11 protein-coding genes are annotated in these 13,743 nt (G+C 56.7%); 5 read left to right on the top strand and 6 right to left on the bottom strand.

Features of this window, described 5'->3' with window-relative positions; all coding sequences use genetic code 11:
* Positions 1-7: 7 nt before the first annotated feature.
* A complete protein-coding gene (locus tag KK078_RS14555) occupies positions 8-763 on the bottom strand; it encodes a hypothetical protein (protein WP_254091016.1) in 756 nt (251 codons plus the stop codon).
* Entirely contained in the window at positions 753-1,259 is a 507-nt protein-coding gene (locus KK078_RS14550) for a hypothetical protein (RefSeq protein ID WP_254091015.1), read from the bottom strand. Before KK078_RS14550 ends, KK078_RS14555 begins: the two co-directional genes overlap by 11 nt.
* A 54-nt stretch (positions 1,260-1,313) precedes the next feature.
* Between KK078_RS14550 and KK078_RS14545 the strand changes: the two genes are divergently transcribed.
* The 3 genes from KK078_RS14545 to KK078_RS14535 all read left to right on the top strand — a co-directional run bounded on the left by KK078_RS14545 (position 1,314) and on the right by KK078_RS14535 (position 2,834).
* Positions 1,314-1,598, top strand: coding sequence for a Ca2+-dependent phosphoinositide-specific phospholipase C (locus tag KK078_RS14545; RefSeq protein ID WP_254091014.1), 285 nt, complete (start codon positions 1,314-1,316; stop codon positions 1,596-1,598).
* Between the two features lie 93 nt (positions 1,599-1,691).
* The gene (locus KK078_RS14540; protein WP_254091013.1) at positions 1,692-2,138 is read left to right on the top strand and encodes an OsmC family protein; all 447 of its coding nucleotides are present in this window, start codon (positions 1,692-1,694) and stop codon (positions 2,136-2,138) included.
* A gap of 81 nt (positions 2,139-2,219) precedes the next feature.
* A complete protein-coding gene (locus tag KK078_RS14535; protein ID WP_254091012.1) occupies positions 2,220-2,834 on the top strand; it encodes a Crp/Fnr family transcriptional regulator in 615 nt (204 codons plus the stop codon).
* On the opposite strand, the gene KK078_RS14530 is transcribed toward KK078_RS14535, so the two are convergent.
* The 4 genes from KK078_RS14530 to KK078_RS14515 are packed head-to-tail and all read right to left on the bottom strand — an operon-like array spanning position 2,761 to position 12,396.
* Positions 2,761-6,333, bottom strand: coding sequence for a VCBS repeat-containing protein (locus KK078_RS14530; protein ID WP_254091011.1), 3,573 nt, complete (start codon positions 6,331-6,333; stop codon positions 2,761-2,763). The two genes, KK078_RS14535 and KK078_RS14530, sit on opposite strands and share 74 nt — an antisense overlap.
* A 24-nt stretch (positions 6,334-6,357) precedes the next feature.
* Positions 6,358-7,890: a RagB/SusD family nutrient uptake outer membrane protein gene (locus KK078_RS14525; protein ID WP_254091010.1), complete on the bottom strand. Its 1,533-nt coding sequence runs from the start codon at positions 7,888-7,890 to the stop codon at positions 6,358-6,360.
* Between the two features lie 22 nt (positions 7,891-7,912).
* Positions 7,913-11,401 (bottom strand): SusC/RagA family TonB-linked outer membrane protein, encoded by a 3,489-nt coding sequence (locus KK078_RS14520; protein ID WP_254091009.1) that lies wholly within the window; start codon positions 11,399-11,401, stop codon positions 7,913-7,915.
* Positions 11,402-11,448: 47 nt separating this feature from the next.
* Positions 11,449-12,396, bottom strand: coding sequence for a FecR family protein (locus tag KK078_RS14515; RefSeq protein ID WP_254091008.1), 948 nt, complete (start codon positions 12,394-12,396; stop codon positions 11,449-11,451).
* Positions 12,397-12,517: 121 nt separating this feature from the next.
* Here KK078_RS14515 and KK078_RS14510 point away from each other — a divergent pair, with 121 nt between their 5' ends.
* Together KK078_RS14510 and KK078_RS14505 are read left to right on the top strand one after the other, a co-directional pair.
* Positions 12,518-13,078 (top strand): RNA polymerase sigma-70 factor, encoded by a 561-nt coding sequence (locus KK078_RS14510; RefSeq protein WP_254091007.1) that lies wholly within the window; start codon positions 12,518-12,520, stop codon positions 13,076-13,078.
* Between the two features lie 119 nt (positions 13,079-13,197).
* The coding region (locus tag KK078_RS14505) for a GAF domain-containing protein (RefSeq protein WP_254091006.1) at positions 13,198-13,743 on the top strand (546 nt) is incomplete at its 3' end.

The raw sequence follows: 13,743 nt of genomic DNA, 5'->3' as shown, positions 1-13,743 counted from the left end.
GCGCGCATCAGGGTGTAAAACGACAATAGCCGTTCACTTCCTGTACGATCTTTTCAATATTGTCCTTGAGCGACAGGGACAAGGCCTCTATCAGTGCGGAGTTGAAATCGGCGCGCAGTAATTTCGGCGAGCTGTAAACCCGATCCGGCGTTTGCGGAGCGTGTTGGCTCTCAACAACGTCATCGATCAGGATCGTATCACCTTTCCGCAGGCGGTAACGACACCGCGCGTAGGCCATGGAACCTGCAATCCCTTCCTTCTGATCGTACGCATAGGCAAAAAACAGATAGATAAAATATCCCTTCTTAAAATATTGCCCCAGGGCGCCGACGCTGTCGATTTCGATCTCCAGCACCAGATCGCCTGTCGTACGGACACTGTCCGCGGTAAAGATCCCGCTGCGCGCGCTTTCGGTGATCAGCGCCGATTGGACAAACGAAGCGACATCCTGCTGAATCGAAGCACTGCCTAGCCTGTAATCAAATTGACTCCCCCATTCGGTATACACGATCACCGGAACGATGTACGAACGTGCCGTGCGGACGGATCCTGGCCGGATAAACGATGGATCTGTTACGACCGGCTTCGCGACCTGCACCTGGCACGCAGACACCTGTCGACTTGGGGGCGTATCGTGCAGGTATTGTAAGCTGGTTTTCCGACGGGTAACGTCGGTGTAGAAGCTGGCGGTAGAACCACAGGATGTTACACCCAGGACCACCGCGGTCAGGACAACCCATGATAGTGATACCTTAACGTTCATAGTTCACAAAGCGAAAACGGGTTTTGGCGATTGCTTTTATCGTCTCGTTCGACGTACAGTCAAACGCCTGCTGATAGCGGGCACGAACATCTACCGAGTCGGCCTTGAGCTTGTAAAGGCAGTCTGTTTTCAGGATCAGCGCCTGACAGTCCTGCCAGTCGTCAGGAATGTTTACCAGCATCTGATAAGAGGCCAGGTATTTTTTTTCGTTTAACAGCCGGATACATTGCAGCATCACCCGGGTGGGGCCGTCTTTTACCTGACCGATCTTAGCATTGAATTGCTCCCAGTGGCCTTTATTGACGTGGTTGATCAGCGTAGCGTCAGGCAATTTCTGCGCATCCACCAGAAAAAGTCTACTTTGTATGGGCCGATTCGCCGCCTCAGCGTACGTCTTAGCCGTGACAACCTGGTATTTAGACGACGACGCACACGCAGCGCACAGCCCGGTAACGACCAGGAACATCGCTGACTTTAACACACATCGATAGATCATCAGTACGATATAGTTTATACTAAAGATACAAAAACCATATCGCTACGAATATAAATGTACTATTTCTTTAAGAATCACCGATTTTTACCACGGCGTGTTGAACCGTTTCCAGACCGGCATCAGCACGATCAGGAAAAACAACGCCAGCCATACCAGCACAATGCCCTGTATGGTCCGGTGATTCGCCTCCGATCAATCGACGCGGCCTTACAATCAGGTGCTCAGATCATTACAACAGACTACTACCGCAAAAGCACGCATTTCAGCTCCGACTATGTGATCAGCTTCGATGGCGGCGGCTTCGCGCGGGAGAACCCCTTGTTCACCGGCAAACAGTAACTTTTTTTGCTTTTTTCACCCAGGTGAAAATTCTTGTGGCGGTAATCCGGCATGTTTGTGTCGTCAATACGACAACGACTTAACAAATCAAATATGAAACGTACTGCTACCGCCGTTTGGAACGGCAACATCAAAGAAGGCCAAGGCCAGATCTCTACCGAAAGCGCCGTCCTGAACAAAACATCCTATTCCGTTGCCAGCCGCTTCGAGAACGGTGTTCTGAAATACAACGGCCAGCCGTCCACCAACCCCGAGGAATTAATGGCCGCGGCCCACGCCGGATGTTTTACCATGAAGCTGAACCTGCTGCTGTCGACTGCCGGGTTCAACCCCACCACGCTGGAAACACAATGCAGCGTGACGCTCGACCCGAAAATTGTGGCCATTACCCAATCTGCGTTAAAGCTCAAGGCCCGGGTACCGGGCATCACCCCAGAACGGTTTAACGAGATCACGCAGGACGCAAAAGTCAACTGCCCCGTAAGCAAAGCGTACCAAAACAACATGGAGATCACGCTGGAAGCCGAGCTGCTCGCCTAAACGCCGCCGGCATACTACCAGATTCCAAGCGCCGGCTTATCTTTGTGTCGCATCCGCCAGCTTGCGGATACGACAGCAAACATGGATCAGAACAAAGCGTATCTTACCGAACGGCTAACGGCTTTTTCCGAGCTCACCGCGAACGACATCGCAGTGAGCTTGCCTCTTTGGAAAACCCGCAAGATCGGCAAAGGTGATTTTTTCAACATGCAGAATATCGTCTGCTCCGACCTGGGGCTGGTCATCAAGGGCATCTTTCGCATATACTATATCGATGCTAAGACGCAGGAAGAACGCAATGTGTTTTTCTTTTCCGAGAACCAGTTCATCGTTTCCTTCCGCAGCTTTCTGCACCGCATGCCCTGCTATTACTTTATTCAGGCCCTGGAAGATTCGGAGATCATCTCCATACAGCACCACGACCTGAACTACCTCTATAGCACCTACAAACCGTGGGAGCGTTTTGGCCGTCAGATCGCCGAATTGTTTTTTGAATATTCCCAGTCGAGCATCGAAGACCAGCTCTTCAGCTCTGTAGAAGATCGTTATGTCAAGCTGGTGCAGAACCACCCCCAGTTGGTGGAACGCATACCGCTCTACCACATCTCATCGTACCTCAACATCAAGAACCCTTCGCTGAGCCGCATCCGGAAGCGGCTCGAGGCACGCGACCGCGCCGCTGCGAAACCTCGGTAATGCCCGGCGTCCGCCAGACACTTCTGGTCACGCCCTGGCTATTGGTAAGTGTGACCGACGTTACGCCGGCCGGCACAGGCACCTGGCGCGTCGACGCCGACAGGTAGCCGCTGCCATGGTATAGCTCCTGCCGCTGGCGTTTACCCGAAGGCCACGCAAATTCAACCGCCACATCGAGCGACGCAGGCATGATCCACCCGGTCGGCGCGGCCGTTCGTGTAAAGACGCGCAGGCTGTCCTGGTTCGCCGTGGCCAGCCAATGCGATGTGCCGTTTATGCCTGCCAGCAACGCCAGGCTCTTGGCATCACGGTTCACAAAGAATCCCGAACGCGTTGTGGACACCGCGCAAAATCCGCCGCGCCCGTCGCCCAGCAGGCAGAGACCGATGCCGGCATCGTAGTGCCCCACCAAAGGATCGACGGCATAGCAGTTGCCGATGCCCAACAGATCCGCGTGACCGTCGTTATTGATATCCGTTGCTTGCAGACCGTTCAGGGGGGCGGTCTGCGCTTCTACAGGCAACGGACGTATACCAAACCGGCCACCGCCCAGGTTTTCGATATACGATGATGTCAGCGTCGTAGCCTGGTAGACCAACGCACCCTCCAGCTCTTCTGCCGGCAACAGGTCGGCACGCGTAGCCGCTCCGTAAAGACTGTACCGTGTCAGCTTGCGTTTATAGCGTACGATCTGGTCGGTCAGCGTCTCGCGTGGATGTATTAAATGTTCTGTGCCGTTGATATAGCGGGACATGAGCGGGTCGAAGGAGCCGCTGCCGTCAAAGTCTTTCGCGTAAACGGACACGGGCTCTTGCGCCGATGCGCGAAACAACGTATTCAAACCGACGTTGCCGGCGATGTAGTCCGTGTCGCCGTCGTGGTCAAAGTCGCCACCGGTAATACTGTTCCACCAGCCGGGCGCCTCGGCAAACACCGGCGCCAGCGCGCGGCCGTTGTCGTTGCGATAGAATGTGATCGGCATCCACTCTCCGACTACGGCCAGATCGGTCCAGCCATCGTTATCGAAGTCCGTCCACAACGCACCGGTAACCATACCCGCTTGCTTCAGCGCCGGGGCTACCGCACCGGTGATGTTCGTAAAGATCCCCTTGCCGTTGTTCTGCAGTACAAAGCTTTCCGGCGCGGAAGGATACTGCCGGGGCACGATGCGGCCACCGACGAACAGGTCCAGGTCGCCGTCGCGGTCAAAGTCACTCGCCACAACGCAACTGCCGCTGCTCGCTTCGCGGGGCAGGGCCGTTGTGTCGGCGCGCAGCATACCGCCTTCGTTGCGATAAAAACGATCCTGGTACAACGCGTGCCCCGCGCTGAACTCGGTGCTGCCGCTGACACAGTACAGGTCGTTATCACCGTCGCCGTCGGCATCGAATAATAACAGGCCGGCGTCTTCGTTCCCTTTTCCCGGCAAGGAGTCCGGGCGGAACGTGCCGTCGCGCTGCTGGCGAAAGATGCGGGCCGCACGACGGGCCGCACCACACAAGATCACATCGTCCAGGCCGTCGCCATCCACGTCGCCTACGGCCAGGGCCGGACCCGCCTGCGAGTATTGCATCGGCAATGTCGGCGTGGCTTTAAAATCGATATAGTTGTCTTCTTCGTGCCGATACTGCAACCGAAGCGATGCCGACATCTCCCGAAAGAGTCGAACTATTTTTTTATCGGGGAGCGGCTTTACCGGCACGGCGTTCTGTATATCGAGCGTCAGCACCTGGTTGGCCGGCACGGCCGTGAGTACCTGCTCGTAACCACCGGGCCACCACACGTGCACAGTGTCGACGACCGTAGCGCCGCCCAGGCCGAAATGTAAATATGGCTCTACGGTAGATTGATACCCGCGCTGGGGCGCGTACTCACGCACCTGCTGTTGAGCATGCTGATACAGTGTTACGCGCGCGCCCACACCATCGCGGTTGGCGACAGGGCCTTTCAGCCGTACGCGCAGATAATGGTGGTGCGCAGCATCGCGGTCAACGCTGGTATTCTGGTATATAAATGCCTTTTCGTTGATATTGTTTACCACCAGGTCCAGGTCGCCGTCATTGTCCAGGTCGGCATAGGCGGCGCCGTTGCCATAGGCCTCCTGTGTCATGCCCCAGGCCTGCGACGCGTTGGCAAACCGCAGGCCGCCCTCGTTGTGAAACAGCAGGTCGGGCTTGGGCACTCCCTCCAGCGCCTCGACGGCCTTCAACGCATGCTGAAGGCGAATGGCGTCGGTGCCGAACTTCGAGGCTTCTTTGCTATAGGCCGTGAAGTCCAGGTTGGTAATGTCTTTGCGATAACCGTTGGTGATCAGCATATCCTGCCGGCTGTCGTTGTCGAGATCGGCCAGCAGCGCGCTCCAGCTCCAGTCGGTAGCATACACGCCGGCCAGATAGCCGATGTCGCTATAGGTGCCGTTGCCGTTGTTGAGCTGCAGCACGTTGCGCACGTACTGCGGCTGGTAACGCATGCGTATGTTCTGTTGAAACCGGTCATAGCCCGTGGCAGAGAACATGGTCTTCTGCCGCAGGTTGTCTTCGGGCATCATGTCGACGACGAGTATATCTTGTAAACCGTCGTTGTTGATGTCGCCGATGTCGGCGCCCATGCCATTGTATTCCTGGTGCCGCAATGCGGCTGCGATGGTATTGGTAAACGTCCCGTCACCGTTGTTGGTGTACAAGTGGTCGTTGGACAAAAAGTCGTTGGCGACATAAATATCCGGACGACCGTCCAGGTTAACGTCGCTCACGACGATGCCCAGTCCCCACCCCTCCGTCAGAATGCCGGCCGCGGCAGATACATCCGTAAAACGCGGCAACGCGCCAGGCGTTCCATCGTTGCGGTATAGCTTGTCGACACTCTTGCCACCGCCGTCGGTGCGCTGGCCGATGGGGGCATTGCGGGTATAGTTCTCCAACGCGTTGGTGAGCAGGTACAGATCGAGGTCGCCGTCACCGTCGTAGTCCAGGAACGCCGCCTGCGTGCAGTAGCTGTGATCGGCCAGCCCTGCGCGGGCCGCTACCTCTTCAAAGATGGGGATGCCCCGGGCGTCGGGACCTTTGTTGTGGAAGAGCAGGTTGGGCGACGAACGCTTCGGGTCCGGATGCACGGTGGAAATATACACGTCCTGCCAGCCGTCCTGATCGATGTCAACCACGGCCACGCCCGTACACCACGATCGTGTAGTGATGCCCGAAGCAATCGTCACATCGCGAAAGCGAAGGGAGCCGTCGTTGAGGTACAACCGGCTGCTGACCATGTTGCCCGCCAGAAAAACATCCGACAGACCGTCGTTGTTAAAATCGCCGATGCCTACACCGCCGCCGTTGTAGATATACTCGAACGTCAGCACGTTGAGCGTATCGTTTTCGGTCAGGCGGTTCTCGAAGTCGATGCCGGTATACGTCGCCAGCAACAGCTCAAAACGTGCGGGCTGGCGGCAGCTGATCGCTGCCGCCATAGCCAGGCACGCTATCGTATAGACCTGTCGTCTCATGTCTAACACCGGAATGCATTCCGGTCAATAACCCAGGTTTTGATCGTCCTGGGTGATGTTGGGGTTGTTGTTCAATTCGTCCTGCGGCAAGGGCAGCAGCTCATACATCGGCGCGTAATATGAAATGGGCTCGGTCGTAAGCTTGTTGTCTTTCCGCCAGCGCAGTATATCGAAGTTACGAACCTCTTCGCCCGCCAGCTCGACACGGCGCTCGTGGATGATGGCACGCATGATCTCCGCCTGCGAGTTGACCGGGTATTCGGCCGTAGGGTACTCCGGCATGTTCACGCTCGGTCGGTTGCGGACCTCGTTGAGGTAATCAATGGCGGCATCGGGCGAGCCGATCTCGTTCTCGCACTCGGCCAGCATCAGCAATACGTCGGCATAGCGGTACATGCGGTAGTTGATGCCGATCTTATCCCAAAAGCCTCCCGGGTCGAGCTTATACATCACAGAATATTTCTTCCAGCTCACCTTCTGCTCTACGCCGTCAAACATGCTGTTGTTACCCTGTACCTTGTCTTCGGTGAGCTCCAGCGGCGCACCGGGGTCGCCATACGTATCGCCGATAAAGTAGAACGTATCTTTCAGACGCGGGTCGTTGGGCTCGTATTCGGCCAGTAATGTATTGCAGGGGATCAGGTTGCGCCAGCCTACCGCCGAATACTCCTGCGAGCGGATCCACGACTCGTTCACCTGCGTGGCATTGCCGTCGGCATCCCAGTTATAGTTACCTCCCGAGGTATACGACAGCTCGAAGATAGACTCCGCGTTGTATTCCGTCTCTTCGGTAAAGTTGTCGAAGTAGTTGTCCACGAGCGTATAGCCCAGGTCTTTGATGGCTTCCAGGCGCGTCTTGGCGTTGGCATGGTCGCCGTTGAAAAGATAGGCTTTGGCCAGCACCATCAGTGCCGCGCCGCGGCCCGCCCGGCCGAAGTCGTTTTTATTATACTCGGCGGGCAGGTCCGGCACAACGGCATTTAGCTCTGTATATACAAAATTCCAGATCTCGGCAGCCGTGCTGCGGGCCAGGGGTTCAGAGTCCTCGAATTGGATCGGCGTAGTGGTATAGAGCGGCACACCGCCCCAGAAACCGGCCAGCTGGTAATACGCCCAGGCACGCAGGAAGCGGGACTCCGCCACCAGGCGCTTCTTCAGCTCTTCATCGCCGGTAGCGTCGGGCGCATTCTGAATGATGGCGTTGGCGCGATGTACCAGGCGGAACAGGCCGTTATAGACGGACGTCATCACCGCATTCGTCGGGCCGTGCGAGCCGATCAGCAATTGGTTGCGGGGCGTCTCCAGCTGCCCGCCACCCGAGGCCACGTCGTCCGAGCGCAGGTCGTGCAGGAAGAAGTATTCCCGCCCGCCCAGGTTGTTGCTTTGTAAAATGGCGTAGGCGCCCGTTACCGCGCGCGAAAGCTCGTCCACCGTGCGGTAATAATTATCCACCTGTACATAGTTCTCACTCTTCTTGTCCAGGGCCGAATCGCCACAGGCGTTTGCCAGGAACGCCGCCGTGGCCGTAAGCAGTATGGTTGTGATGTTGATTCTCATGATGCTGTTTCTTTATCGATCCTTAAAAACCTAACTGGACACCCGCCATTACCGTGCGGGGTGACGGGAACTGACCGAAGTCGATACCGTTGATCAACGTGTTGCCGGTCGTATTCTGATAACGGTTGCCGATCTCGGGGTCGTAGCCCGTGTAGTCGGTGATCGTAAACAGGTTCTGCGCGGACACATACAGGCGAAGCTTTTTAAGCGTGCCCCGCGTCATGTCCTGTGCCAGCGCTCCCGGCAACGTATAGCCTATGCTGATATTTTTCATCCGCAGGAAAGAGCCGTCTTCCAGGAAGCGGTTCGACGTGCGCGAGTTCTGGTTCGGGTCGCCGTTCACCGCGCGGGGCACGTCGGTATTCCGGTTTGTTTCCGTCCAGGCATTTGTCACCGCCGTGCCGGCCCCAAACAACCGCAGCATACCCTGCTCCAATACCTTGGTGCCGTTATAGATCGAGTTGCCTTGTACACCCTGCAGGAAGATGGCCAGGTCGAAGTTGCGGTAGTTGGCCGAGAAGTTCAGACCATAGGTAAAGTCGGGCAGGTAGTTGCCGAGGCTCACCTGGTCGGAAGCATCGACCACACCGTCGCCGTTGATGTCCTTAAAGCGAATATCGCCGGGTGCCGCATTGTTCTGGTATTTTGTAGTCGGGTCGCCATCCGCGGCGTTGGCCGCCAGGATCTCTTCGGCGCTTTGGAAGATGCCGTCGGTCTGGTACCCGTAAAACTCCTGGATGGGCCGGCCGGCCACGGTGCGGGTAATATTAAACCCGCCAAAGTCGGCATTGTTGCCGCTGAACAGCGCGGCGTTGGGTGTATTGAGGCTCTTCACTTCGTTGCGGATAATACCCACGTTAGCCGACAGATTAAACGTCAGTCCGCCGACCGCCCGGGCATACCCTACCGAGAACTCGGTACCCCAGTTCTTCATCTTCGCCACGTTCATCTTCGTAGGCTGTGTAAAGCCCAGGGAAGGCGTTGCATTTACGTCGAGCAGCAGATCGTCCGTGTTGCGCACGAAGTATTCGACCGAGAACGTCAGCGCATTGGCAAACAAGCCCAGGTCGATACCGTAGTTGGTCATATCGGTTTTTTCCCACGTGAGGTTTGGATTCGACAGACGGTCGTAGTACGAACCAGGCGTCGCGGCATTGTTAAAGTCGTACGCCGTGTTGGAGCTGATGAACGATTGGTATTCATACGAGCCCACGCTGGCGATCGAACCCAGTGAGCCGTAGCTGGCGCGCACCTTCAATTCTGATATCGCGGGCGCAGACTGCAGGAAGGCTTCTTCGCTCAGGCGCCAGCCCACCGACACGCCGGGAAAACTCCCCCACCGGTGATCGGGTGAAAAGCCCGAGTAGCCGTCGCGACGGAGCGAAGCGCTCAGCAGATATTTGGATTTATACTCATAGTTGACGCGCCCGAGGAACGACAGCAGCACGTTCTCGTTCAGGTTGCCGCCTACGGCCGGGTTGGCCGTACCGTCCATCTGGCCGATGTCGTTCCGCGCGTGCTGTGCAGAACTGTTGAGGACCTGTATGGCGTTGTCCTGGCGCTCGGCAACTGCCACAACGTTGAGCGTATGCGCGCCGATGACCTTGTCGAATGTCAGCTGATTGGAATAGTATGGCGACAACGTCGTGGTGCGGTTGTCGACCAGGTTGTGCGTGGTGCGGCCGTTGAAGCTGTCGCTGTAAATGGGCAGGTCTTCGGTATGGCGCACGACAGAATAGTTCAGCCCCGCGGTAAACCGGTAGTGCAGCCCGTCGACAATGCGTGCATCGATATACGCACGACCGATCAGGTTCATGATATTGTCTTTGTTGATATCCATCGTCGCAATGCGCACGGGGTTCTCCGGGTCGGATCCATCGTTACCGCTCGGCGCGCGGAAGCCACCCGCCAGCGTCGGGTCGTGTATCGGGATATAGGGCACCGAGCGGATGAGGTGCTGCACCATGGTGCGGGCACCGCTCTCGGGCTGGTTCTGGACCGTCGCGGTCGAGATGCTCATGTTCTCGCCAAAGGTAAAGCGGTCGCTGATGCGCGCCTCGTAGTTCAGGCGTAAGCTATACCGGTCGAAGTCCGTACCCAGCATGATCCCCTCCTGCTGGAACCGGCTCACCGAGGTATATAACTTGGACTTCTCCGTGCCGGTCGACAGCGACACCTGCACTTGCGAGATCGGTGCCGTGCGGAACATCGCATCCTGCCAGTCGGTATCCGTCTGCCGGTAGGTTTGCGTAGCCCCCACATAAACCGGCTCGTCCAACGCCGAGAATCGTTTGGGCAATTCGCTGCCGGCGTTTGTCAGCAACGCCGTGCCGTAGTTGATATAGTCGGCGCTGCCCAGCAAGTCGAGCTGGCGCCAGGCCTTCTGCACGCCGTAGTAGGCGTCTACGTCGATGTGTACCTTGTTGTCGCGGGCACCGCTCTTGGTGGTAATAATGATGACGCCGTTGGCAGCACGTGATCCATAAATAGCCGAAGCCGCCGCATCTTTCAGCACTTCCACCGACTCGATGTCTTTGGTGTCGATGTTATTGAGGTTTCCGGCTTGCGGAAAGCCGTCGATGACATAAAGCGGTTGCGACGAACCGGTGATCGACCCGATGCCGCGGATCCGCACCGAGGGCGTTGTACCCGGGCTACCGTTGTTGGTCACCTGTACACCGGGCACGCGCCCCTGGATGGCGGCGTCCACGCCGGCCACGGGCAAGGCCGCAACTTCGTTCGACGATACGGTCGTCACAGCGCCGGTAACAGACGAGCGTCGCTGCGTGCCGTAGCCCACGACGACGATCTCACTCAGCTGCTGCACATCGGGTTGTAAGACGATGTTCAGGCTTGTCTGTGTGCCGACGGTGATCTCTTGTGACACATAGCCGATGAAGGTCACCACCAGCACCGCGCTGCCGTCGGGTACGGAAATGGTAAAGCGACCTTCGGTGTCGGTCGTTACACCCTGCGCCGTGCCCTTCAGCAGGATGTTCACACCGGGCAGCGGACTGCCCGCGTCATCCGACACGATACCCGTCACCTGGATGTCGGCAAAGGCCGGCGCCAGCGCATCCGCTGTGCGCAACGGTGCCGTTGTGGCCAGGAATATCGTGGCGTCGCTTTCAGCATCGGCTGGTGCCGGCTTCGTGTCCGACGCAGCACGCGTGCGGGTCTTCGGAAAAATGGAATACGTGCGATGGTTGATCTTTCTGAATTTTAATCCCAGGGGATCCAGTACATCGGAGAGCACGTGCTCCACTTTCGCCCGGTTCGGTATACTTCCGGTGAATTGTTTTCCTTCTACCGCGATGGGCTCGTATACAAACGTGATTTGAAATTGACCGCGGATCTCTTCCAGCACGTCGGACAACGGTCGGGTACCCGTTGTGCGTTCTGCCTGCGCCAGCATATCCTGCTGGGCCGGCAGCAACAGCGGTAGCAGGAGTAATACCAGCAACCCGCTAAACTTCCGTATAGCGTCGTCGTAATTGTAGCGATATAACATATTGGGTTTGGGTTTTGGGTTTATGATTGATTGAGTAGTATTCTTCTTTAAGGTGAGGAGATCGTCACCTGCTGTCCGTCCCGATCCACCTTCAGGTTGAAGGTTTCAGCGATGGCATATAACACGTCGTCTACTGTCGCCGACGAGATCTCGCCGGAGAGCTCGCGCGCCGCGAGATCGTCGCCGGCAAAAGTGACGTCTAGTCCATACGTATCGCGCAGCAGCATGGCCACTTCCGCCAGGGGCGTGCGGTCGAACACCAGCGTCTGGTGTAACCAGGATGTATAGCGGCGCTCTTCGACGCTATGCGTCGACACGGCGTTGCCGACGACAGTAGCCAGCTCGCCGGGATGCAGGTATACCGGCGCCTCCGTGCTGCTCTCGACTTCGAGCCGTACTTTTCCTTCCGTCAGCATCACCTCGGACCGCTCCGACCGGCTGCGCACATTAAACTTGGTGCCGAGCACTTCTACATTTAATTCGTTGGCAGCATGCACCACGAATTTGGCGTGGAGCTCGGTATGGCGTACTGCAAAGAAGGCCTCGCCGTCGATCCAGACCTCCCGTAACCCCTCTTTTTTCCAATCGGTTGCATACCGCAACGTCGAATTTCCGTTGAGCGTCACGTGCGACTTGTCGGGCAGTATAATACTGACCTGTTCACCGGGCGGGCTATAGATCGTGGTCATGCGACTTGCATTCCAATACAAGATGCCCCCCGCGACGATCAGCAATAACACCGCCGCCGCAACACGATAAGCCGCTGCAGTATATATCCACGGACGCGCAGGCTGCTCCAGTCGGGCAATTTGCCGGCGCGTTTCCGCGAACATGGTCTCTTTTAAAAGAGCCCGGTCTTCAGGCGACAGGTTGTCCAGGTAAGATGTATCTTCCATGGCGCGCTGCCAGAAATTTTCAAGCTGCCGGCGCTCGTGCGGCAATAGTGTTCCTGCCCGATGCCGCCGGATCAGGTCCCCGAGAGGGTAATAGTCCATTTTACTATAAGGTTTCTATCTGTATGAAGGTTGTCGGGGCCTCTTACCCTAAAACGATTGCAAATATTTTTACATCGATTACATTTTTTTCTAACTTCCCTACGCCAATACCTGACCCAATATGTTGCACGTCCGTAAGGAAGCTATGACCGATGTGGAGTTCGCGGAGATCTATGAAGTCTTCTGGGCGAAGCTTTATTCCGTTGCCTACAACTACTTCCGCGACCGGACCACGGCACAGGAACTGGTACAGGATGTTTTTGTACACCTCTGGTTAAAACGCGCCGAGCTCCTTCACGTACAGGACCTGCCAGCATACCTGTTCCGTTGTATGCGGAACCGCATCTACGATCAGTACGACTCCCTGGCCAGCCGCGAAAAGTTGATCCGTCATGCCACGCACAGCTACCGCGAAGAGGTATATGCCACCGACGAAACGTTGGCCTATGAAGAGACCCTCGACCTGCTGAACCAGGAGCTGGCCAAGCTCCCGGCCACCACCCAAACGATCTTCCGGCTGAGCCGCTTTGACCGGTATACCAACGAAGAGATCGCCAAGCGTATGCAGGTGTCGGCCAAAGCCGTGGAGTATCACATCACCGTCGCCCTGAAAAAACTCCGGATCAGACTGGACCGGATCGTCTATATCATCATCGTCATCCTGACATCCGGCAATTCGTGATGGGGGAATTTTTATAGTATAAAAAATTATACAGCAAGGGTACTTTCCCCCGTAAACGGGTAAATTATTTCCCTATCTTTGAAGTTGCGTTTGCCAACCAGAACGTCTATCCGCCCTGTATGAAAAGGTATATGCTCTTGCAAAAGGACCGGTGGGATGCCGTGTCCAATACCAATGATTCCCTGCGCCAGGAACTTACCGAGGCCATTAAATTCCTTGAATCCATTAAATCCGGCAACCTTCAGGCTATGTACGAGGGCGACCGGCAGTCTGAGTTCGGCCTGGCCCTGACCTCGCTGCGCGACCGCATGGTCGAGCTCAACCAGGAGGAAGAGCAACGGAACTGGATCAACCGCGGCCTGGCCACGTTCTCGGACATCCTGCGTCAACAGCAGGACGATATCCACCAGTTGTTTGACCAGGTGGTCTCCAAGCTGGTAAACTACCTCGGCGTAAACCAGGGTGCCATTTTCGTCCTCAACGACGACGATCCCGACGATGCCCACCTGGAGCTGATCAGCGCCTATGCCTATGAGAAAAAGAAACACGTCGACATGCGCGTGGGCCTGGGCGAAGGCCTCGTAGGCCAATGCTTCCTGGAAAAAGACCTGATCTACCTCAGCGACGTACCCCGCAGCTATATCCGCATTACGTCCGGCCTGGGC

It is taken from the genome of Dawidia soli, from assembly GCF_018598185.1.
Classification (GTDB): Bacteria; Bacteroidota; Bacteroidia; order Cytophagales; family Cyclobacteriaceae; genus Ohtaekwangia; species Ohtaekwangia soli.
This window is presented reverse-complemented; position numbering and strand designations above follow the sequence as displayed.

Coding starts and splice junctions, on each gene's coding strand:
- KK078_RS14555 (WP_254091016.1), bottom strand. CDS start 763: ATGAACGTTAAGGTATCACTATCATGGGTTGTCCTGACCGCGGTGGTC.
- KK078_RS14550 (WP_254091015.1), bottom strand. CDS start 1,259: ATGATCTATCGATGTGTGTTAAAGTCAGCGATGTTCCTGGTCGTTACC.
- KK078_RS14545 (WP_254091014.1), top strand. CDS start 1,314: ATGTACTATTTCTTTAAGAATCACCGATTTTTACCACGGCGTGTTGAA.
- KK078_RS14540 (WP_254091013.1), top strand. CDS start 1,692: ATGAAACGTACTGCTACCGCCGTTTGGAACGGCAACATCAAAGAAGGC.
- KK078_RS14535 (WP_254091012.1), top strand. CDS start 2,220: ATGGATCAGAACAAAGCGTATCTTACCGAACGGCTAACGGCTTTTTCC.
- KK078_RS14530 (WP_254091011.1), bottom strand. CDS start 6,333: ATGAGACGACAGGTCTATACGATAGCGTGCCTGGCTATGGCGGCAGCG.
- KK078_RS14525 (WP_254091010.1), bottom strand. CDS start 7,890: ATGAGAATCAACATCACAACCATACTGCTTACGGCCACGGCGGCGTTC.
- KK078_RS14520 (WP_254091009.1), bottom strand. CDS start 11,401: ATGTTATATCGCTACAATTACGACGACGCTATACGGAAGTTTAGCGGG.
- KK078_RS14515 (WP_254091008.1), bottom strand. CDS start 12,396: ATGGACTATTACCCTCTCGGGGACCTGATCCGGCGGCATCGGGCAGGA.
- KK078_RS14510 (WP_254091007.1), top strand. CDS start 12,518: ATGTTGCACGTCCGTAAGGAAGCTATGACCGATGTGGAGTTCGCGGAG.